20 protein-coding genes and 1 other RNA gene are annotated in these 22,111 nt (G+C 35.5%); 7 read left to right on the forward strand and 14 right to left on the reverse strand.

The genetic code is table 11. From position 1 onward, the window contains the following. Positions 1–101: 101 nt before the first annotated feature. Positions 102–2,537, forward strand: a complete 2,436-nt coding sequence (locus LB452_RS04380; protein ID WP_224460636.1) for a TonB-dependent receptor domain-containing protein — start codon at positions 102–104, stop codon at positions 2,535–2,537. Positions 2,538–2,617: 80 nt separating this feature from the next. Here the strand turns inward: LB452_RS04380 and LB452_RS04385 are convergent, their stop codons facing one another. Continuing rightward, positions 2,618–2,785 carry a hypothetical protein gene (locus LB452_RS04385; RefSeq protein ID WP_224460510.1) on the reverse strand — a complete coding sequence of 56 codons (168 nt, stop codon included), beginning with the start codon at positions 2,783–2,785 and terminating at the stop codon, positions 2,618–2,620. 140 nt (positions 2,786–2,925) lie between these two features. On the opposite strand from LB452_RS04385, the gene fumC reads away from it, so the two are divergent. Further along, complete coding sequence (fumC, locus tag LB452_RS04390; RefSeq protein ID WP_224460511.1) at positions 2,926–4,317, forward strand: class II fumarate hydratase; 1,392 nt, start codon at positions 2,926–2,928, stop codon at positions 4,315–4,317. A 53-nt stretch (positions 4,318–4,370) separates the two neighbouring features. On the opposite strand, the gene LB452_RS04395 is transcribed toward fumC, so the two are convergent. The 3 genes from LB452_RS04395 to prfB form a co-directional block, all read right to left on the reverse strand. Continuing rightward, on the reverse strand, positions 4,371–5,351 hold the full coding sequence (locus tag LB452_RS04395; protein ID WP_224460512.1) for a PCIF1 family methyltransferase: 981 nt from the start codon (positions 5,349–5,351) through the stop codon (positions 4,371–4,373). Positions 5,352–5,409: 58 nt separating this feature from the next. After that, a complete protein-coding gene (arsC, locus tag LB452_RS04400; protein ID WP_224460513.1) occupies positions 5,410–5,751 on the reverse strand; it encodes an arsenate reductase (glutaredoxin) in 342 nt (113 codons plus the stop codon). Next, positions 5,748–6,855 (reverse strand): peptide chain release factor 2 gene (gene prfB, locus LB452_RS04405; protein WP_224460514.1). Its coding sequence is split into 2 segments (ribosomal slippage): positions 5,748–6,791 and positions 6,793–6,855, totalling 1,107 coding nucleotides; the frame shifts between segments, so codons are not numbered across the junction. The genes arsC and prfB overlap by 4 nt, the downstream gene beginning before the upstream one ends. Before the next feature lie 82 nt (positions 6,856–6,937). Here prfB and LB452_RS04410 point away from each other — a divergent pair. Beyond that, positions 6,938–7,972: a threonine aldolase family protein gene (locus tag LB452_RS04410; protein WP_224460515.1), complete on the forward strand. Its 1,035-nt coding sequence runs from the start codon at positions 6,938–6,940 to the stop codon at positions 7,970–7,972. Positions 7,973–8,158: 186 nt separating this feature from the next. On the opposite strand, the gene fsa is transcribed toward LB452_RS04410, so the two are convergent. The 3 genes from fsa to ffs form a co-directional block, all read right to left on the reverse strand. After that, positions 8,159–8,812 (reverse strand): fructose-6-phosphate aldolase, encoded by a 654-nt coding sequence (gene fsa / locus LB452_RS04415; RefSeq protein ID WP_224460516.1) that lies wholly within the window; start codon positions 8,810–8,812, stop codon positions 8,159–8,161. A gap of 23 nt (positions 8,813–8,835) precedes the next feature. After that, positions 8,836–9,639, reverse strand: a complete 804-nt coding sequence (locus LB452_RS04420) for an SDR family oxidoreductase (RefSeq protein ID WP_224460517.1) — start codon at positions 9,637–9,639, stop codon at positions 8,836–8,838. Positions 9,640–9,710: 71 nt separating this feature from the next. After that, positions 9,711–9,809: signal recognition particle sRNA small type (gene ffs / locus LB452_RS04425), an RNA gene on the reverse strand. Positions 9,810–9,896: 87 nt separating this feature from the next. On the opposite strand from ffs, the gene LB452_RS04430 reads away from it, so the two are divergent. Next, positions 9,897–10,943, forward strand: a complete 1,047-nt coding sequence (locus LB452_RS04430; RefSeq protein ID WP_224460518.1) for a glutaminyl-peptide cyclotransferase — start codon at positions 9,897–9,899, stop codon at positions 10,941–10,943. Positions 10,944–10,981: 38 nt separating this feature from the next. After that, positions 10,982–12,523, forward strand: coding sequence for a hypothetical protein (locus LB452_RS04435; RefSeq protein WP_224460519.1), 1,542 nt, complete (start codon positions 10,982–10,984; stop codon positions 12,521–12,523). Positions 12,524–12,657: 134 nt separating this feature from the next. On the opposite strand, the gene LB452_RS04440 is transcribed toward LB452_RS04435, so the two are convergent. Then, a complete protein-coding gene (locus LB452_RS04440) occupies positions 12,658–13,941 on the reverse strand; it encodes a serine hydroxymethyltransferase (protein WP_224460520.1) in 1,284 nt (427 codons plus the stop codon). A gap of 118 nt (positions 13,942–14,059) precedes the next feature. Between LB452_RS04440 and fahA the strand changes: the two genes are divergently transcribed. Then, on the forward strand, positions 14,060–15,340 hold the full coding sequence (gene fahA / locus LB452_RS04445) for a fumarylacetoacetase (RefSeq protein WP_224460521.1): 1,281 nt from the start codon (positions 14,060–14,062) through the stop codon (positions 15,338–15,340). A 7-nt stretch (positions 15,341–15,347) separates the two neighbouring features. Here the strand turns inward: fahA and LB452_RS04450 are convergent, their stop codons facing one another. Then, complete coding sequence (locus LB452_RS04450; RefSeq protein ID WP_224460522.1) at positions 15,348–15,764, reverse strand: thiol-disulfide oxidoreductase DCC family protein; 417 nt, start codon at positions 15,762–15,764, stop codon at positions 15,348–15,350. Continuing rightward, complete coding sequence (locus LB452_RS04455) at positions 15,764–17,938, reverse strand: endonuclease MutS2 (RefSeq protein WP_224460523.1); 2,175 nt, start codon at positions 17,936–17,938, stop codon at positions 15,764–15,766. The genes LB452_RS04450 and LB452_RS04455 overlap by 1 nt, the downstream gene beginning before the upstream one ends. 44 nt (positions 17,939–17,982) lie before the next feature. Here LB452_RS04455 and LB452_RS04460 point away from each other — a divergent pair, with 44 nt between their 5' ends. Further along, positions 17,983–18,648: a uracil-DNA glycosylase gene (locus LB452_RS04460; protein WP_224460524.1), complete on the forward strand. Its 666-nt coding sequence runs from the start codon at positions 17,983–17,985 to the stop codon at positions 18,646–18,648. A gap of 251 nt (positions 18,649–18,899) precedes the next feature. On the opposite strand, the gene LB452_RS04465 is transcribed toward LB452_RS04460, so the two are convergent. The 4 genes from LB452_RS04465 to LB452_RS04480 form a co-directional block, all read right to left on the reverse strand. Further along, positions 18,900–19,745 (reverse strand): substrate-binding domain-containing protein, encoded by an 846-nt coding sequence (locus LB452_RS04465; protein ID WP_224460525.1) that lies wholly within the window; start codon positions 19,743–19,745, stop codon positions 18,900–18,902. An 11-nt stretch (positions 19,746–19,756) separates the two neighbouring features. Beyond that, positions 19,757–20,629: a nucleoside phosphorylase gene (locus LB452_RS04470; RefSeq protein ID WP_224460526.1), complete on the reverse strand. Its 873-nt coding sequence runs from the start codon at positions 20,627–20,629 to the stop codon at positions 19,757–19,759. Between the two features lie 117 nt (positions 20,630–20,746). After that, entirely contained in the window at positions 20,747–21,082 is a 336-nt protein-coding gene (locus LB452_RS04475) for a translation initiation factor (RefSeq protein ID WP_224460527.1), read from the reverse strand. Positions 21,083–21,085: 3 nt separating this feature from the next. Beyond that, positions 21,086–22,042: an isopenicillin N synthase family dioxygenase gene (locus LB452_RS04480; RefSeq protein ID WP_224460528.1), complete on the reverse strand. Its 957-nt coding sequence runs from the start codon at positions 22,040–22,042 to the stop codon at positions 21,086–21,088. Positions 22,043–22,111 lie beyond the last annotated feature (69 nt).

Genomic DNA, 22,111 nt, shown 5'->3' on the forward strand with positions numbered 1-22,111 from the left:
ATACTGTGTTAACTCAACTTTAACGACAGCGGATTAAACTGAATTCACTTCATTAAGTCCTAAGACTAAATTTAAAACTAAATATAGTGTACAAAAAGATAATGATCATACTTATGTTTCTTCCTATCGTTGGATTTGCACAGAAGTATGAGTTAACCGGAAAAGTTATAGATAAATCAATGGATTTTCCTTTGGAATATGCTTCAATTTCAGCAAAAAGCATTGAAGATGGAAGTATCGTCAATGGAGGAGTCACCAACCAGCAAGGTGTATTCTCTATCCAATTGGAAAAAGGTACTTACAATCTAGAAATTGAATATATTTCTTTTGAAATCAAAAAGATTAATAATTTCACTATAAATAAAGATACAGATTTAGGGACAATTGGTCTTGGAGCTAAAGCAGGTGAGCTGGATGAAGTTACTGTTGTAGCAGAAACTACTCAGGTAGAAGTCAGGCTTGACAAAAAAATCTACAATGTCGGTAAAGACCTTACCACTTCCGGAGGTACAGTAGGAGACGCCTTAGGTAACGTCCCTTCAGTTACAGTAGATATAGATGGTGCTATAAGTTTAAGAGGAAATGAAAATGTAAGAATTCTTATCAATGGAAAACCATCTTCAATTGCGGGTTTTGGTGACCAGGATATTTTTCAGCAACTACCTGCTGATGCTATAGAATCGGTTGAAGTGATTACAAGTCCTTCTGCTAGATATGACGCTGAAGGTACTGCAGGAATTATAAATATTATATTAAAAAGGGAGAATACACTTGGATTTAATGGTTCTGTACGAGGAACTTTGGGAGATCCAACTAACTCTGGAGCTTTTCTGGATTTAAACTTGAGGACCGATAATTTTAATGTATTTACAAGTCTTGGTTACACCGATAGAACAAGACCAGGTAACGCGTTTACTGATACGAGATATACTGGTAATTCAAGTTTTGATAGAATTATCGAGGATAGAGAATTTGACAGAACTGGTCAAAATTTCAATGTTAATGCGGGTGTCGAGTATTTTATTGATGACATGTCCTCGATTACTGCAAGCTTTTTTACAAGGTTAGGAGATGATCGAGATATTTCAACCAATATCAATAGAAGATTCGATCAAGGCATTGAAAATAGTACAACCGAAAGAATTGAAACTGAATTGGAAGATGATGAACGTTTTCAATACGCCTTAAATTATGAAAAGCGGTTTGATGAGGAAAACAGAGATCATAAGTTAACTGCAGATTTACAATATTCCAATAGTGATGAAACTAAAACCGCTTTAATTAATGAAAATCAAACAATCCCTGTAGATTCACTAGTAGCTTTTCAAGATAATCTTGAAACTGAATTTGAAGAAAGTTTTTTAATTCAGGCAGATTATGTTTTGCCTATAGGTGATGCTCAGTTTGAAGCTGGATTTAGAGGAGAGTATGAAGATCAATCTCAAGGATTTTTGGTTCAGAGACAAGATCTTGAAACCGGAAATCTATTGACAGATGAATTTGTTTCCAGTGATTTCAACTTTCAGCAGAATGTTACTGCTGTTTATACTCAATATGGTGATAAAATGGGTAAGTTCTCATACCTGTTAGGATTGAGATATGAAAATACTCAATTGAAAGGAAACACATTACCGCTAGTACCAGAAAACTTTGATAGAAACTTTGATTTTGACAAAAATTTTGATGGACTTTTCCCAACAGTTAATTTGGTTTACGAATTAGGAGAAGACGAAAATGTTACTTTAGGTTATAACCGAAGAATTAATAGACCACGAAGCTGGTTCTTGAATCCTTTTCCATCACAATCCAGTAGAATAAATGTTTTTCAGGGAAATCCGGATTTAGATCCATCATTTGCGAGTGCTTTTGATTTAGGATACTTAAAACGCTGGGAAAAATTAACCTTAACCAGCTCCGTATATTTTCAAAGAGAAACTGATGCTTTTGAGCGTGTGGAAAGAGATACTGGACGAGTAACTGAAGAAGATGGTATTCCTATTATAGAAAACATACCTATTAACCTTGCTACTGAAGAGAGATATGGGGCAGAAGTTGGTATTCTATATAACCCGGCTAAATGGCTAAGGACTAATTTAAGTTTCAACTATTTTAGATTTGAAACAGAAGGCGCATTTGAGGGAATTGAATATGGAGCTACCAACGAAAGTTATTTTGGAAGATTTAGTTCAAACATTATTTTACCCTGGAAAATACAATGGCAGACTAATGCTTTTTACAGAGGTCCTAGACAAAATGCACAGACTGAAACAGATCCTATTGCTTCAGTAGATTTAGGTTTTAGTAAAGACTTTCTGGAAGATGATAACTTAACTGTTTCTTTTAATGTCAGAGATTTATTTAACTCTAGAAAAAGAGACCAATTTACAATTACAGAAAACTTCACTTCCAATAGTTCATCTCAGTGGAGAGTAAGACAGTTTACTGCAACAGTAGTATATAGATTTAATCAACAAAAAAGAGATCAAAGAAGAGGCGGTGGCGATGATTACGATGACGGAGAATTTGGAGCTCAGTAAGGGGATGTAAAGAATATTTAAAATAAAAAAGGGCTGTAATCAAAGATTACAGCCCTTTTTTATTTTAAATATAATATGGTTTAGTCGTCTTTCTTTTTCTTACCGTCCTTGATTTCTTTTAAACGTTCAATTAAAGAACCCCCAATCCAATAAGGGATGATTGCAGTTAAAAAAATCAATAACCAAAAACCAATGGTTAAGATGAGTAAGAAAAGTAAAAACCCTAAATATTGATCAAATTCGAACATCAGATTAAATTTTGTTTCTGCAAAGATAATTAAACAATGAAATACAAGCTCCTATTTCTTTAAAATAATTCTTTAGAAAGTTGACTTTAAAGTTTACTCAATTTAATATTTCTTAAATTTGACAAACAAAAAATCATACTATGTCCTACAGAATAGAAAAAGATACTATAGGTGACGTTCAAGTCCCTGCTGATAAACTTTGGGCAGCTCAAACCGAGCGCTCAAGAAACAATTTTAAAATCGGACCACAGGCTTCTATGCCATTAGAAATCATCTATGGATTTGCATACCTTAAAAAAGCTGCTGCATTTACTAATGCTGAGTTAGGAGTTTTAGAAGTTGAAAAAAGAGATCTCATCGCTCAAGTTTGTGATGAAATCCTAGAAGGTAAACACGACGATCAGTTTCCATTAGTGATCTGGCAAACAGGATCCGGGACTCAGAGTAATATGAATGTCAATGAAGTAATTTCAAATAGAATTCACCAATTGCAAGGCCATAAATTGGGAAAAGGCAACAAATTCGTATCACCCAATGATGATGTTAACAAATCTCAATCGTCCAATGATACATTCCCAACCGGAATGCATATTGCGATTTACAAAAAAATCGTAGAAGTTACCATTCCTGGAGTTTCACAACTTAGAGATCAACTTCAGAGTAAAGCGGAAGCTTTTAAAGATGTAGTGAAAATAGGAAGAACACATTTCATGGATGCGACTCCATTAACTTTGGGTCAGGAATTTAGCGGATATGTATCCCAATTGAATCACGGACTTAGAGCTTTAGAAAATACGTTACCTCACCTTCAAGAGTTAGCTCTGGGTGGAACTGCAGTGGGAACAGGCCTCAATACTCCAGAAGGTTATGCAGATAAAGTTGCACAATTCATTTCAGATTTTACGAATCTTCCTTTCGTCTCTGCAGAAAATAAATTTGAAGCTCTTGCTGCTCATGATTCACTAGTAGAGACTCATGGTGCCTTAAAGCAACTAGCTGTATCATTGAATAAAATTGGTAACGATATCAGAATGCTCTCTTCTGGACCACGAAGTGGAATTGGTGAAATCACCATTCCAGCCAACGAACCAGGTTCGTCAATCATGCCTGGAAAAGTCAATCCGACCCAGTGTGAAGCTTTAACCATGGTTTGCGCTCAGGTTATGGGAAATGATGTTGCGATTGGAGTAGGAGGTATGCAGGGTCAGTTTGAGCTGAATGTGTTCAAACCTGTGATGGCTGCTAACGTTTTGCAATCTGCAGAATTGATTGGTGATGCCTGTGTTTCTTTTGATGAAAATTGTGCTGCTGGAATCGAGCCAAATCAAGAGCGTATTGATGAATTGTTGAGAAATTCATTGATGTTGGTTACTGCTCTTAATACTAAAATCGGTTATTATAAAGCAGCTGAAATTGCCAACACTGCTCATAAAAATGGAACCACTTTAAGGGAAGAAGCAGTTAGGTTAGGTTATACTACTGAAGAAGAATTTGATAAATGGGTTAGGCCAGAAGACATGACGAATTCTTAATTGAGATATAAACAATCTTAAAAAGCTGGTTCGAAATACTTCAAACCAGCTTTTTATTTGGAGTACCCCTCTAAAATAGCTTTAGCAGAGAAATTATCAAGCTTGCCATATCTGTGAATGCAAACATTAACGGGTAAAGGTTTTAGGACTCCTTCCAAACCCTCATAATAATGAATATCTTTTTTTAAAGTCACTGTTTCGTCAGGTTTATTTTTTGGCGTGTGACTTTCTGGAATAATGAGTAAAAAGCTTAGGTTTTTATATTTAGCCAGCCATTCTTTTAGAATGCTGTCAACTTTAGACATGATTTCAGTTGTAAATGGAGGATCCAGGCACCAGTGGCCAGGATTTTCAGGCTGGCTCAAACGGAAATAACTCCCTGCACTACCAAAAATTTCATCAGTATCTTTAAATAAACTGTAGAACTGTGCATTTTCCTTGCCCAATAACCTGGCGTTAAAAGGCGAAGCAAAGCCTTCATTTTTGATGCCCCAGTTATAGAACATATCATACACCTTTTGTGGTGGTCCGATATGTCGCGTTTCAGCATAAATCGAACCGTATCTTAAAGCTGAACTCAAAATGGCATTAGTTGCTATAGCCTCACCAGATTTAGACTTTACATAATTGTAAGCTTTGTCGATATACTGGTTGCGTTTTAATTTGAAATTACCGATTTTAAATAGATTGGAATCAACTTTAGCTTCGTTAGGAATTTCAATAGTTTCAAAGTAAGTTTTTGAAGCATCCTGAATCAATTGAAAACAATGTTGGGTTTCAATTTCAGTCAGAATTAAATTCGCATATCCAAATCCTGATTTTATAGAATCATAGTCAACTTTCAGAAATAAATCCTGACCATACATTTCATGACTTGGCTGTAAATTCATCAGTGTGTTTTCAAGTCCAGCTTTTACTTCTGCTTTATTTCCTTTCACTGATAAATACTGAAAAACATCTTCAAGTATTTTTTGGCTCAACGCCCAATGTTGGTATTCATCTTTTACTTCTGAATTTATCTCAACTGAATTCATGCTTTGTTTTTAAAGTTCAATTTACGAAGACCTACACTCTACGTGCTTTCAATATTTATTAAAGAATCCTTTTAATATCCTCAGGAGGTCTCCCGATGACAGCTTTATCGCCATTGATAACTATTGGACGCTCAATCAATTTTGGATATTCAAGTATGGCATCTATTACTTCTGCATCAGAAAGGGATTTGCCTTTGAAGTTCTCTTTCCAAATTTTTTCCTGAGTCCTCACCAGATCCATTGGTGAGATATTGAGTTTATTCAGAATAGAGGAAATCTCTTCTTTGGAAGGAACTTCTTCTAAATACTTAACAATTTCAAACTCGTTTCCAGAAGCTTCCAAAATAGCTAAGCCTTCTCTGGATTTTTTACATCTTGGGTTATGGTATATTGTAATCATAAGGTATCATTTTCTTTTTTCTGTCCGCTGCTCATCAAGAAGGTTTTCAAAAAGGAATCAATATGACCATTCATAATGTCGTCTACATTTCCACTTTCATGACCTGTTCTCACATCCTTAACAAGCTTGTAGGGATGCATGACGTAATTACGAATCTGTGATCCCCATTCTATACTTTTCTTTTCAGACTCAATTTCAGTTCTGGCCGCTTGCTGTTTCTGAAGCTCAATTTCATACAACTGAGATTTCAACATCTGCATGGCTTTTTGCCGATTTTCTAATTGAGATCGGGTTTCAGAATTATGAATCACGATACCGCTAGGGTGGTGAGTCAAAATTGCTTTAGTTTCAACTTTGTTGACGTTTTGACCACCGGCACCACCAGATCTGGCAAAATCCCAATTGATGTCGGATGGATTGATATCAATTTCTATCGTGTCATCAACCAAAGGATAAACATATACGGAAGCGAAGGAGGTGTGACGTTTAGCATTACTATCAAATGGAGAAATTCTGACTAATCGATGAACTCCATTTTCACCTTTCAACCAACCAAAAGCATAATCGCCCTCAATTTCTAAAGTTACCGTCTTGATACCCGCTACATCACCTGATTGATGGTTCAGTTCTCTTACTTTGAAGCCTCTGCGCTCAGCCCACATCACATACATTCTCATAAGCATCTCCGCCCAGTCACAGCTCTCGGTACCTCCAGCACCGGCTGTGATTTGTAAAATAGCCGTTAAAGGATCGCTTTCTTCAGAAAGCATATTTTTAAATTCTAAATCTTCGATAAGCTCTAAAGCTTCATCATGTTTTTCTTGTATTTCCTCTTCAGAAACATCTCCTTCTTCGTAGAATTCAAATAAGACGTTGAGGTCTTCTACTTTTTGTTTGGCTTCATCAAAACTTTTGATCCATTGCTTTATATCATTGATGGCTTGCATCAATTTTTGTGCTTCCTGAGGTTTATCCCAGAAATTTGGAGCAAATGTTTTTTCTTCTTCGTTGGAAACTTTTACGCGTTTAGCATCTAAGTCAAAGATATTGATTTAGGGAAGTGATACGCTTGTTTATAGTCTTTATGGAGTCTGAATTGATCATAGTTAGAAGTTTTGTCAAATTTAGAAATTATCTCGGTGGTCATCAATCTAATTATGTTTATTTTCGAATAAAATGTGCTCTGATGAAAATTGATTTAAGAAGTGATACAGTGACAAGGCCAACCAAAGCAATGTTGGATTATATGATGAATGCTGAAGTTGGCGATGATGTCTACAAAGAAGATCCGTCTGTCAATCAGCTTGAAACCTATCTAGCTGATTTGTTCGGTATGGATGCCGCTTTGTATTTTCCAACAGGATCTATGTCCAACCAAGCTGCCATCAAGCTCCATACGCAACCTGGCGAACAGTTGATCTGCGATAAATGGGCTCACGTTTACAATTATGAAGGCGGCGGCGTCTCCTTCAATAGTGGAGTATCCTGCAAACTCGTAGACGGTGATAAAGGTAAAATCACTGCCAATTTGGTTGAAGAAGCGATCAATCCGCCAGATTTTTATCACAGTCCTTTAACTTCACTAGTATGTTTAGAAAACACAACCAACAAAGGAGGTGGTGCTTGTTATGATTTAGAAACCATTCGTTCTATCAGAGCCGTTTGCGATAAGCACGGTTTGGGATTACATCTCGACGGCGCCAGACTTTATAACGCTATTGTTGCCAATAATCACGATCCAAAAGATTTCGGGAAAGAATTTGATACGATTTCATTATGTCTGTCCAAAGGTCTTGGCGCACCCATGGGCACAGTTTTGATGGGAAATGACGATCTGATGAAAAACGCTATTAGAGTTAGAAAAGTGTTGGGTGGAGGCATGCGACAGGTAGGGTATATGGCCGCAGGAGCCTATTACGCCTTACATAATCATGTCGAGAGGTTGAATATAGATCATCAGAGAGCTAAACATATCGAGAAGGTATTGAATAAGCATCCGTTGATCAAAGCCGTAGATCACGTTGAAACCAATATCGTGATCTTCAATTTAGAGCCACATTTGGATGAGGTTAAATTCATGAGAGATCTCGAAGAAAAAGGCATCCGAATCAGTAATATGGGAAACGGTAAAATGCGATTGGTAACCCACTTGGATTACACTGAAGAACAGCATGAGTATTTTCTGGAAACTATCACAAGCATGGAAATGCAAACTGCTTAACTTTTTTTCGGGGCTTCCCGCGCCTAAAAAGGTGCAGTCGGGCTTTCCGTTTCAATGCTTTTGGGGGCCTGCAGGATTTTCACTTCAATTCCTAAGCCGCGCTAAAAAAAGAAAGGTGTTCACAAATTAATTTGAGAGCACCTTTCAAGTTATATTCAGTAATTATTTTTGACTAATCACTAGTCATTAGTTATTCTTATTATAATCAGCTAAGAATTTTTCCAATCCACTATCGGTTAGAGGATGTTTTAGAAGTCCTTCGATAGAAGATAAGGGTCCAGTCATCACATCAGCACCAAGTTTTGCACAGTCAATGATGTGCATAGTGTGTCTTACTGAGGCTGCAAGAATTTGAGTTTCGAACATATAGTTATCATATACCAATCTTATCTCTTCGATCAAATTCAAACCATCTGTAGAAATATCATCCAGGCGACCTATAAATGGTGAAACGTATGTAGCTCCAGCTTTGGCTGCAAGAAGCGCTTGTCCTACGGAAAAGACAAGCGTACAATTGGTTCTAATTCCTTTTTCAGAAAAATATTTAATGGCTTTTACACCTTCTTTGATCATTGGAACTTTTACAACAATTTGGTCATGAAGTTTTGCAAGAGCTTCACCTTCTTTAACAATTCCTTCAAAATCAGTAGAAATTACTTCAGCACTTACATCGCCATCGACAATTTCACAAATCTTGATGTAGTGGTTTTTAATATTTTCTTCACCAGTGATTCCTTCTTTAGCCATTAAAGATGGATTGGTAGTTACCCCATCTAGAATCCCAAGATCCTGAGCTTCTTTGATTTGGTCAATATTTGCAGTATCAATAAAAAATTTCATAAGTATATGTTTTGATTACAAATTTACAGTTTATAGTGTTTAAGTAGCATTTTTTCAAAAACTTTATCAGGAAGAATGTGTTTGAGAAAAACTGATATTTTTTGAGTAAAATCGCCAACCTTATAATGGATTTTTGGATTTGATTCTTGCATGATAGCATGTATGCTTTTTGCCATGAGATTTGGATCTTTTCCATGGTCTACGTGCTCGTCCATTAGCTTTAAGCTTTTTTCATAAACTTCTTTGTAAGGCGAATTTTCTTGAATCGGGGCATGGTATCTTCCAGCAGCAATGTTGGTAGCAAAATCTCCAGGAGCTACATTACACATTTTGATGCCGAATGCTTTCAATTCCATTCGGTAAGCTTCTGTGGCCAATTCTAAGGCACCTTTGGCGGCAGAATAAAACCCTCTAAAAGGAAGTCCCATATAGCCGGCAATGGAAGTAACATTAATAATGAATCCTTTTTTATTTGACCTCATATGAGGTAATACAGCGTTTATAACCCTTAAAGGCCCAAAATAATTGGTTTCAAAAATATTTTTTTGTTCTTCTTCTGGAATTTCTTCCATTGGTCCGGTGATTCCAACGCCAGCATTATTGATAAGAAAATCTATTCTTCCTTCTTTCTCAATAAGAACATCAACTGCAGATTTTACACTTTCTGTATTGGTTACGTCAAGTTTTAGGAAATGAATTCCATTGAGTTGATCTTGCTTAGGCTGTCTTGAAGTTCCATAGACTTTGTAACTATGTTTGGCTAAATATTCGCCAATAGATTTTCCGATCCCTGAAGAAGCTCCAGTAATCAATACGACGTTTTGCATTGAATTTTGAGTTTTCGCAAATATCCAACTTATAGGCTTAAGAAAAAAATGAGAAAAGTTGAGGGAATAAAAAAAGGCAAGCTACCTACATCACACCGCTACGACCATCTACCCTTGCTGCGTTCCCGCCCTGGGGGATTCGACAGGAGCTGGTTGTGTAGGACTTGCCGATTGCAAATATACGATCTTATTTAAAGTCGGCAAGTCGTTTTCTTGTCAAATTCCCTATTTTTACTTCAGTTTTAAATTTTAAAATCATGCAAGTTTTTAAGTCCTTAGTAATCATATTTTTAACTCTCATAGTCCTATCCTGTGATGAAGATTTGTCTAAAGATTTTAAAATTCAGTTAGATAATAAATCCAAAACTTTAAATAATAGCGAGACGCTTAAAGGAAATATAAAAGCATTGAAAGATCACAAGGTAAATTCAGTAGAAATTAGATTTCAAAATGAAAGTGTATCAGATCTCAAATTTTCGGAGTCTTTTTCTTTTGACTTATCTGAAGTAAAATTGGGAAATCATAGCTTAGAAATACTTCTTGAAGTAAATGGTGAAGAGGTAAAACTTTCTGAAACCATCAAAATATTAAATAATGAAAAACCAAAGCTATATAGGTATGAAATTGTAAATACCTATCCGCACGATATCTTGGCATATACTCAAGGATTGGAGTTTCATGGTGATACACTTTACGAAAGTACAGGTCAACGCGGTGAGTCGAGTTTAAGAAAAGTAAATTATGAAACAGGAGAAGTCCTTCAGAAAGTGGAATTGGATCAGTTTTATTTTGGAGAAGGTCTGACAATTCTAAATGACAAGATTTATCAATTGACCTGGCAATCTCAGGAGGGTTTGGTCTATGATCTCCAAACTATGAACATGCTCAATAAATTTGCTTATTCTGAGAGTAAAGAAGGCTGGGGGCTTTGTAATGATGGTGAAAAACTTTACAAAAGTGACGGCACCGATAAAATCTGGATCTTAAATAAAGAAAGCTTAGAGGAAGAATTTTATATCCAGCCTACAACCAACAGCGCTATTTTAAATCAAGTTAACGAACTGGAATGGGTTGAGGGTAAGATTTATGCCAATACTTATCAAAAAGACGGTGTGGTTATCATAAATCCTAAAACCGGAGCTGTTGATGGTGTTGTTGACTTTAGAGGACTCAGAGACAAAGTTAAACAGCATTCAAGATTGGATGTGTTGAATGGAATCGCTTACCATAAAAACTCCAACAGACTTTTTGTGACAGGTAAGAATTGGGATAAACTTTTTGAAGTGAAACTCACTGAAAAATAAAATCACCACTACTAGCGTTCAATGCCTTATATAATTTTATGAAACAGTTTTTTCTTTTATTCTCAATTCTAATTTTGATTGTCTTAAGCTCATGTAGGGATGATTTTGAGTCTGAACCTAGCTTTGGAGAACTGGAATTTTCTCAGGATACGCTTTACCTTGATACGGTGTTTACCAATATTGGTTCTAGTACTTATAGCTTTAAAGTCTACAATAGAAGTAGCCGAGACATTATGATTCCTAAGATTCAACTAAACGAAGGAGAGAATTCAAATTTTAGATTAAATGTCGATGGGGTAGCTGGTAAAACTATCAATAACATTAATATATTGTCAAGAGATAGCATTTTTGTGTTTGTGGAAGTCACTGCAGACATTCAAGAATTGAGTCAAAATCAACTTTCATTTTTATATACGGATCAAATCAATTTTGATTCTGAAGCAAACCAGCAACAAGTTCAGCTTGTTACTTTAGTAAAGGATGCTAAATTTTTATTTCCAGAGAGATTTCCAGACGGATCTACAGAAACTTTGAGTCTTGGTCTTGATGCTGAAGGAGAAGAAATACAAATAGATGGATTTGTTTTAGATCAAGGGCATTTGACGTTCACCAATGAAAAGCCCTACGTGATCTATGGTTTTGCGGGAGTGCCTTCAGGAGAAATTTTAACAATAGAGCCTGGAGCGAGAGTTCATTTTCATGAAAATAGTGGCATTATAGTTTCCAACGCGGCCTCTTTGAAAGCTAAAGGAAGTTTAAGCTCGACTGATCTTTTGGAAAACGAAATAATTTTTGAAGGAGATAGACTTGAACCAGAATTTTCTAATGTTCCAGGACAATGGGCAGCTATATGGCTTACTGAAGGTAGTACTGGTCATGAGTTTGATTATGTGACTATAAAAAATTCGACTGTTGGTATCCTAATGGATTCCAATGATGGGTCCTCAGAACCAACATTAAAAATTAAAAATACGCAAATTTACAATTCGGCTAATGTTGGATTATTGGCTCGAACTGGTTTTATAGATGCAGAGAATTTAGTGATTAATAATAGTGGGCAGTCCTCCTTAAATCTTTCTCTTGGGGGTCGATATAATTTTAGACATTCCACATTTGCTAATTATTGGAGAAATAGTTTTAGACAATTCCCTGCAGTTCTTATAGAAAACAATTTAGAAGCAGGTGAGACTCTTTTTGTTTCAGATCTTGATGTCAATTTTAGTAATTGTATCATTTATGGTAATGAATCCATAGAATTACTTTTTAATAAATCAGATGAAGCTGAATTTAATTATAAGTTTCAGAATACTCTATTACGTTTCAACGATATCAACAATCAGTATACTGACAATGAACTATATGATTTTGAAAATTCAGACTTATTTGAGAATGTGATTATTAACGAAGCACCGCAGTTTCAAAACACTGAAGAAAACAAAATGATTATTGGTGAAGAATCAGCTGCTAATAGTTTTGGAAACCAAAATACAGCGAACATGGTACCCTTTGATATTTTAGGGAAAAATAGAATTGAAAATCCAGATTCAGGTGCATACCAGAGTATTCAGTTTGAAGATTGATTTTTTTAGCTTAATTTTTTTAGAAGTGTAAGTCAATCTAAAACATCAAAGGGTTCTTTTAAATAAAAACACCCTACTTAAGGTTACTTAAACAGGGTGCTTAATTTTGAAAAGTTTTCTACAATTTTGCTGATTTAGCTCTTCACTGTTTCAGCAAATAAAGGTTTTTGACTCATCATAGAATGAACTTGCTCTTTGATAGATTCAAGATGGGATGTGTTTTCAAAGTTTTGGATAACATCATCAATCAATTCAACTATCTTTACCATTTCATTTTCCTGTAAGCCTCTTGTAGTGATAGCAGGCGTACCAATTCTAATTCCTGAAGTCACAAATGGAGACTTATCATCAAAAGGAACCATATTTTTATTAACTGTAATTCCAGCCACACCTAGAGCTTCTTCTGCTTGTTTACCTGAAATATTTTTATTTCTGAGGTCAATCAATATCATATGGTTATCAGTTCCACCTGAAATAATTTTATAATCTCTTTCCATAAATGCTTTAGCCAAGGCTGAAGCATTTTTGATCACTTGCTTTTGGTAATCTACAAATTCATCAGTTAAAGCTTCACCGAAAGCTACTGCTTTTGCAGCGATAATATGTTCTAAAGGTCCTCCTTGATTTCCAGGAAAGACTGAACTGTCCAGCATGCTAGACATTTTCTTCAGCTTTCCATTTTTGAGTTTTTCACCGAATGGGTTTTCAAAATCTTTACCCATTAAGATAATTCCTCCGCGAGGGCCACGTATGGTTTTATGTGTTGTTGAAGTTATAATGTGGCAATGTTCAACAGGACTTTGTAATAATCCGGCAGCAATAAGTCCAGCAGGATGTGCCATGTCAGCTAGTAAAATGGCGCCAACTTCATCGGCAATTTTTCTAAAAGTTTTATAGTCGATTTCTCTGGAATAAGCAGAGGCGCCAGCAATAATCATTTTTGGTTTCTCTTTGTGTGCAACCTCTCTTACCATATCATAATCGATAAGACCAGTCGATTCTTTAACTCCGTAAAATACAGGATCATAAAGCTTACCAGAAAAATTTACTGGAGAACCATGCGTCAAATGCCCACCATGAGAAAGATCAAAACCTAAGATTTTATCACCAGGCTTTAGACAAATAGAAAAAACTGCAGTATTTGCCTGAGAACCCGAATGCGGTTGAACATTGGCATATTCTGCACCAAATAATTTTTTTAATCGTTCTCTAGCGAGATCCTCAACTTTATCTACAACTTCGCATCCACCATAGTAGCGTTTGCCCGGATAACCTTCAGCATACTTGTTTGTAAGTACAGATCCTGCAGCATCCATCACATCTTGGCTTGCAAAATTCTCACTTGCAATCAATTCCAAACCATTGGTTTGTCTGTTTTTTTCCTCAAGAATTAAGTCTGAAATAGCCTTATCTTTCATCTTTATATTTTAAAGTTAAATGTGATTCAAAATTAACTAATTTGGATGGTTAATACGGTTAAAATAATATATTTGAAGGAAGTTTTAAGATTAATTTGAAATTTCTAAACCTTAACTTATGTCCTTAAAAGCAAATGATCCCTCAAGACGAACGTGGTTGGATCTTCCAGATAATACTGATTTTCCAATTCAAAATATCCCTTTTGGCGTTTTTCTTACTCGTGATGATATTATCACAATAGGAACTCGTATCGGCGATTATGCTATAGATTTAGGGGCTTTACATCAGTTAGGATATTTTAAAGACATCCCACTCACAGATGATATTTTTCTACAAGATAGTTTAAATGACTTTATTGCAGATGGAAGAAAGACATGGAGAGCAGTGAGAAATAGAGTAGCAGAGTTATTTGATATCAAAAATGATGAGTTGAAATCGAATACTAAAGACAGGGAAACTATCCTTTTCACTCTGGACGAAATCGAGATGCAGATGCCTGTTCAGGTGGGGGATTATACAGATTTTTATTCTAGTAAAGAACATGCTACCAATGTTGGTAAAATGTTTCGTGATCCAGAAAATGCATTATTGCCCAACTGGTTGCACGCACCTATAGGATATCATGGAAGAAGTTCATCTATAGTGCCTAGTGGAATTCCAATCCATAGACCTCAAGGTCAGAAATTACCAAAAGGATCTGACGAACCTATTTTTGGCCCGACGCGCCATCTAGACTTCGAGCTTGAAATGGCATTTATCACTACAGCCAGTAATGTTCTAGGTGAGCCGATCCCAGCAGAGGAAGCTGAGAGCTATATTTTTGGAATGGTTTTGTTTAACGACTGGAGCGCTAGAGATCTTCAAAAGTGGGAGTATCAGCCCTTAGGACCTTTCTTAGGCAAAAACTTCGGTTGTTCAATTTCACCATGGATTGTGACTTTGGATGCTTTAGAGCCTTTCAGAGTTGAAGGGCCTTCGCCAATAAAAAAGTTATTACCTTATCTTGTAACAACTGGTAAAAAAAGTTTTGACATCAGTCTATCAGTATCAATTCGACCAGATAAAGGCGAAGAAACTACGATTACCAAGTCCAATTTTAAATACATGTATTGGAATATGAGTCAGCAATTGGCTCACCACACAGTCAATGGATGTCCTGTAAATAGTGGGGACTTGATGGCGAGTGGAACGATTTCCGGTCCAACACCAGAATCCTATGGTTCAATGCTCGAATTATCCTGGAATGGGTCTAAGCCTATAAAGCTTAAAGATGGTCAAGAGCGCAGGTTTATTGAAGATAATGACACTGTGATTTTACGAGGTTACTGTCAGAATTATGAAGTAAGAATAGGATTTGGAGAGGTGTCAACTAAAATTCTTCCAATATTTAAATCTTAATTAAGTATTAAGTATCAAGAAATCTAGATTGTTCATCTTCTGAGGGCATCGGGCAAGTTTCTGACTTTCCGAACCATTGATAGCGATTTCTGGCTATATAGTCATAAATAATATTTCTAAAGCCTTCTGGTAAAAATAAAAAAAGACTTAATGCGGTGTACAACCCGCTTAGGTCTTTACTAATTTCTAAAGCAGCCGTCGACTTTATATAATAGGCATTTCCTGGATCTATTAAAATTATAGAATCAATTTTAGAAGTATCAATTCCTCGCTCTGAAGTTAATTTTTGACCCAGATCACTCTGTAAGGAAGCAAACCTAAAAATGTCTTTTTTGTCCCTTTTCATGATAAATCTCACCGAAGAATTGCAGAAATTGCAAATACCATCAAAAAGAACAATTTTTTTATTTTCTGGTAGATCCATTATTTCGCTCGCTTTACAAGTTCTAATTGGTCATCGGAAACACTAGTTGTGAACATCCCATAGTTGACGACAACTTTTCCTTTTTCAAATTTATCGATTGTTCCTACAGCTCTTCCGTCGTAAATTCTTACGGAATCTCCTTCTTTCAATACTGGTTTATCAGGCATTTTGGAAGCATTTTTTTCTTCCTTTATCTTATCTTTTTTCTTTTTAGTTCTTATTTTTTCAACCTTCTCTTGGGCCTCCTCTTTTATTTTCTTTTCCTTTTCTCTCTGGATTTTCTCATCCTTACGAGTTTGCTTGATTCGTTTTGAATTCTCACGCTCGATTATTTTTAGGATATTGGAATAGAGCTGCTTTTTATTTTTATTGTTGAAATATTGTAGGCCAATTTTATCAACCTTTTCTCCAATACCAATCATGCGTTGGTTGCTATCATAAAGTTCTTGATAACTTTCCAGCTTCTGTTGAATTTTAGAATTAATTTCATCAAACTTTTCTTGTTCTTTCCGGGTTTCGTCAGTTTTTGACTTTAATTCTGAATTTGTTTTTGCAAGCTTAGATCGTTCCATCTGTAACTTGGCGATACTTTTATCAAACCTGATTTTGCCACGTTCAACTTTTTTCTTCGCCCTGTTGATTAAGCTGAAAGGAATTCCGTTTTTCTGAGCCACCTCAAAAGTAAACGAGCTACCAGCTTCTCCAAGTTTAAGTTCAAATAATGGTTCCATGGTATAACTATCAAAAGCCATATTAGCATTGACAATTTCTGGATTTTCATTAGCCATCATTTTCAAATTGGCGTAATGTGTGGTAATAATGCCATAGGCTTTTTTCTCATGAAAAACTTCAAGAAATGTTTCAGCTAAAGCACCTCCGAGTTCAGGATCGGAACCCGTTCCAAATTCATCGATTAAAAACAAGGTTTTGTCATCGCATGTTTTTAAGAATTTTCTCATGTTCTTCAATCGGTAACTGTAGGTGCTTAAATGGTTTTCGATGCTTTGGTTGTCACCAATATCTGTAAGTATTTTATCAAAAAAACAAATCCTGGAATATTCATGCACTGGAACTAACATGCCAGCTTGGAGCATGATTTGTACAAGACCAATAGTTTTCAATGTGATGCTTTTCCCACCTGCATTAGGACCAGAGATTACAATGATTTGTTGGGAGTCATCCAGAGTAATATCTTGGGGGTAGGTTTTTTCACCAATTTTGTTGTGATTAATCAGTAAAAGAGGGTGGTAAGCGTCCTTGAGGTAAATTTCTTTTTCAGTTGTGATTTTTGGAAGTAAGCCGTCGTAAAGTTCAGCGTATTTTACTTTAGCTGAAATTAAATCAACTTCACTTAAGTAATTTTGATATTGTTTTAAAAGATCGACAAAAGGTCTCAAATAGTTTGTCAGCGCCTTTAGTATTCTGTTGACTTCTTCTTTTTCCTCATATTCTGCTTCATCCAATTCTCTTTCGGACTGCTGAGTTTCTTCTGGTTGGATATAAACTATATTCCCAGATTTGGAACTTCCTAGCATACTCCCTTTTACTTTTCTCTTGTGCATAGCGGTAACCGCCAAAACTCTAACGCTATCTACAACAGACTCTTTTATATCATCAAGATAACCGTAACTGCTATATTTGGATAATGCTTTTGAAAAACTCGAGTTGATTTTTCCTTTTGCAACATTTATCGTCTTTCTGATTCTAAATAATTCAGGTGTAGCATCATTTCTAATGTCCCCAAATTTGTCGATAATTCTACGTATTTCATCTACAATCGCAGTAGTATATTCGATTGGCTGGGTAGATCTGTAAAGGTTAGGATATAATTCTTTGTATTTTTGGAAATACTTGATATGAATATTGCAGGTTTCAGAAAGATTTAAAATTTTCCTGAATCCGTTCAACTCCATGACAGAGCCTTCAATGTTTAAAATTTTGATGGCTTCATCGACACTCTCAAACCCATGGTTAGGAATAGGTTTTTCCTGTAAAGCAGACGATTTATATTCTTCTGTCTGGTTAAGGTGAAAGTGAATGGATTTATAAGAAGAGTAAGGAGTGAGCTTTAAAGCTTTTTCTTGTCCCTTGTTTGTTATACAGTAGTGACTCAATTGTGAGCAAACTGCTGGAAATTCTAAATCTATTAAGGCTTTTTCGCTTATTTTTATCATACTAAAATTCTACATTCGTAGTTCCACAAAAATACGTATAATAAATGGAGGTTCAGATTGAAGCAAATTGGAAAAATATCTTAAAAGATGAGTTCGAAAAACCTTATTTTGAATCGCTTATTAAGTTTGTGAAATCAGAATACAAGAGCAATAAATGTTATCCCAAAGGCTCAGATATTTTCAATGCATTTGAGTTTTCTCCATTTGATGAAACCAAGGTGGTTATTCTAGGTCAGGATCCTTATCATGGACCAGGTCAAGCTCATGGGCTTTCGTTTTCTGTTCCAAAAGGAGTTGCTGTGCCACCTTCCCTTCAGAATATTTATAGAGAAATGAAAGACGACTTAAATGTTGATTCGCCAAATCACGGAAATTTAGAAGATTGGGCGAAACAAGGCGTTTTACTGCTCAATGCCACCCTAACAGTAAGAGCACATGAAGCTGGGAGTCATCAAAATAAAGGATGGGAGATTTTTACAGACGAAGTTATCAAGAAACTATCCGCACATAAGGAAGGGATTATTTTTTTGCTGTGGGGTGGATTTGCCAAAAAGAAATCAAAACTTATCGATTCTAGTAAGCATCATATTTTAACCTCTGGTCATCCGTCACCTTTAAGCGCTAACCGTGGATATTGGTTTGGTAATAAACATTTCAGTAAAACCAATCAAATTTTACAGGAACAAGGCGATGATGCAATTCAATGGTAGCTTATTTATCGGCAAAAACAGGATCTGATTTCTTCTCTGATTGAGACCAGATTTTTTGTGTATTAATTTTTATTTTCTTTTTGGTTGATTTCTTTTGAGAGTCACCGCAATCACAACTATACCTTAATAGTAGGAAGTTAATAATTATAAGGCAGGCTACTATAGCAATTACATAAAACATATAAAAGATCATTTAGGATGAATAATTCTTTCAACTATAAGATGTACTAAAAAGAGATTGGTTGCGTGTTTTAAAAAATAAATTCAGAATATTTCTTTTCTTGATTAATAAGGTTTAAATCTTTAAGCTTTTTTTGCGTGAAATAAACATCACTCTCAGAAAGCTGATTCTGACTCCATTCAGTAATTTTAAGCCATTCTTTTACATCTTTGATTTCTAGTTGATAACGTTTAGAAATAAGTTCCTCAATATGATTCAAACTCTTTAAAGTTTTACTTTTTTGATTTAGAGGATTTAATAATTTTTCAATCACTTCAGAATTATATTCTAAAAACCCGTCTGTAGTTACAATAACAAAGCATGGCCAGGGCGTGGGTTCGTCTCCAAGTCTTCTAAAAATTCCATTATCAACTAACGGCTTTGTAGTAAAATGTTCCCAGAGGAAATAATCTGATGTTCCCTCAGTGAGGGATTTTTTAGCCCCAGCAAGATTTTGAGTTGTTTTGAAGTCTAACTTACTTGTATTCCAGTTTTGATGATTTGCATGCACATAGGTCATAAGATGTGATCCAGAACCAAAACGGCTTATGGCAGCAGTTTGGTTTTGCAAATCTTCAATCTTATTAAAATCTGAATCTGCATGAACGTGAATACCCCACATGAGTGGACTTTTCACATAGGTTTGAATAATTTTGAAAGGACTACCATCACAGATTTCTTTTATGGAGCCTTCGGTGAGCATAACAGCTACGTCTATATCTCCATTTTTTAAAGCTTCACTCATTTCACCAGTGCCTCCGTGAAAATCTGTCCAAGTGACGTCAATGCCACTCTCTTCAAAACTTCCATCTTCAATACACAAATGCCATGGCAAATTGAAATGTTCTGGAACTCCACCGACTTTTAGATTTGTCATAAAAATCTTTTTTAAAACTTGGCAAGTTTATTAAGCGTTAATTGGATAAGAGAATCGACAGCAGCTTTTGGATTTTTACTAAAATTCCCTGTGGATCTATTAGCAATGATCGCATTCATTGACAAAGCACCATGACCAAGAAGTTTTGCTAGTCCATAGATAGCACTGGTTTCCATCTCTAAATTGGTTATCGTTTTTCCATTAAAATCAAAATCAACCAATTGATCAATAAATGTTGGATCTTGAGTTTCTAGCCTAAGAGTCCTGCCCTGTGGGCCATAGAAGCCCAAGTTAGTTCCTGTAAAACCTGAAATTACGTTTTCTTCACTTTTGAAAAGATTTATCAACTCAGCATCTCCATTTACAATATAGGGTTGAGGCTTTTTTGAAGAAATCTTTAGATGTTCACAAAGTGCTTCTGTAGCCTGTTTATTTAAAATGTCGTTTTTGTAGTAATGGAGTAAGCCATCAAAACCAACACCAGCTTCACTCATTACGAACTTATCCAGTTCAGCATGGGGTTGAATTCCTCCCGAAGTTCCAATTCTGATGAAATTCAATTTCTGATGCTTTGGTTTAATTTCTCTGGTTTCAAGATCAATATTAACCAAGGCATCCAATTCATTGATGACAATATCTATGTTGTCTATTCCAATCCCCGTAGAAATAACGGTCATTTTTCTACCCTTGTAAAATCCAGTTTGAGTTTTGAATTCTCTTTTTTGAGTCTCAAATATAACCTCATCAAAATAGGAAGTCACTTTTGCTACTCTATCCTGGTCACCTACCGTAATAATGATATCAGAGATATCTTCCGGTTTTAAGTTGAGGTGATATATACTACCACCTGGATTTAATATTAATTCTGAAGATGCTATAGGCATATTTTATGTTTTAAAAGGCCTGACTGCTATGACTCACACCTATATATATTTAATTGTTGCAAGGTTCAAACCCTGTCTGGTCTGAAAATTTTAAAAAGGAAAAAGTTCAATCCTAGATTAACCTCCCACGCGTTTTACGTTGAAACCAAGATCTTTTAATAATTCCATAATTTGATCTCTGTAGTCCCCTTGAATGATAATTTCTTCATTCTTGTGGCTTCCGCCAACTCCAATGTCTTTCTTAAGGTATTTTGTGAGGTTCTGAAAATCTTTTTTAGCTCCTGTATAACCTTTTATCAACGTATTGGCCTTTCCTTTTCTTTTGGAGAACTCACAGATTAATGGATCTGTTTGTAACCAAATATCAAGTTCGTCAGTTTTAGAAGTCGATTTCTCTTCTTTCTGAGGTTCATGATTCGGGAATAAGTCTTTAAGTTGGTCTTTAAGATCCATGCTTTACTCTTTTATCAGTCCAATTTCAACTAGTCGCTGATGCAGAAACTCACCGGCTGTAATGTCTTCGTAGTGTTTAGGATTATCTTCATCAATACACTCATCAAGGCAATCCAGTCTCATATCACTTCTAGGATGTAGGAAAAAAGGTATGGAGTATCTAGGTTTGTCCCATTCTTCTTTAGGTGGATTCACAACCCTATGAATAGTAGATCTCAGCTTATTATTGGTATGTCTCTCGAGCATATCACCGACGTTGATCACGAGTTCATCTTCTTTAGGTATAGCGTCAATCCATTCACCATCTTTACGCTTCACCTGTAATCCTCCTGCAGATGCACCCATCAATAAAGTAATCAGATTGATGTCTCCGTGTGCCCCAGCTCTCACGGCACCTTTAGGTTCTGTTTCTATAGGTGGATAATGAATTGGTCGTAAAATGGAATTACCATTACTTGCCCAATGATCAAAATAATATTCATTAAGTCCTATATATAAGGCTAATGCTCTCAAGACATAAATACCAGTTTTCTCGAGCATTCTGTAAGCTTCCATGCCAACTTCATTAAATGCAGGGAGTTCTTCTACCTTAATATTTTCTGGATATTTTTCAATAAGCTTAGCATCTTCTTCGGGCTCTTGTCCAAAGTGCCAAAATTCTTTAAGGTCGCCTTCCTTCTTCCCTTTAGCATGTTCTTTTCCAAATGAAACATAACCACGTTGACCTCCTAAATCTTCTCTTTCATATTTCTTTTTGGTCTCTTCTGGAAGGTTGAAAAAAGCTTTAACCTGATTATATAATTCTTCGACTAGTTTTTCATCTAAAAAGTGATGATTCAAAGCTACAAAACCTATTTCTTCATAGGCTGAACCTATTTCATCAACAAATTTTTGTTTCCTTTTTGGATCCTCTGATAAAAAATCTGATAAATCAACACTTGGGATATTTGTAATGGGCATGCTTTTAAATTTAGAAAAACAAATTTAATGAATTTTATTCAACAAGAATTTTAGCATTCTATATAATTA

This window comes from Psychroflexus longus (assembly GCF_020164595.1).
In the GTDB taxonomy this organism is placed as follows: Bacteria; Bacteroidota; Bacteroidia; order Flavobacteriales; family Flavobacteriaceae; genus Psychroflexus; species Psychroflexus longus.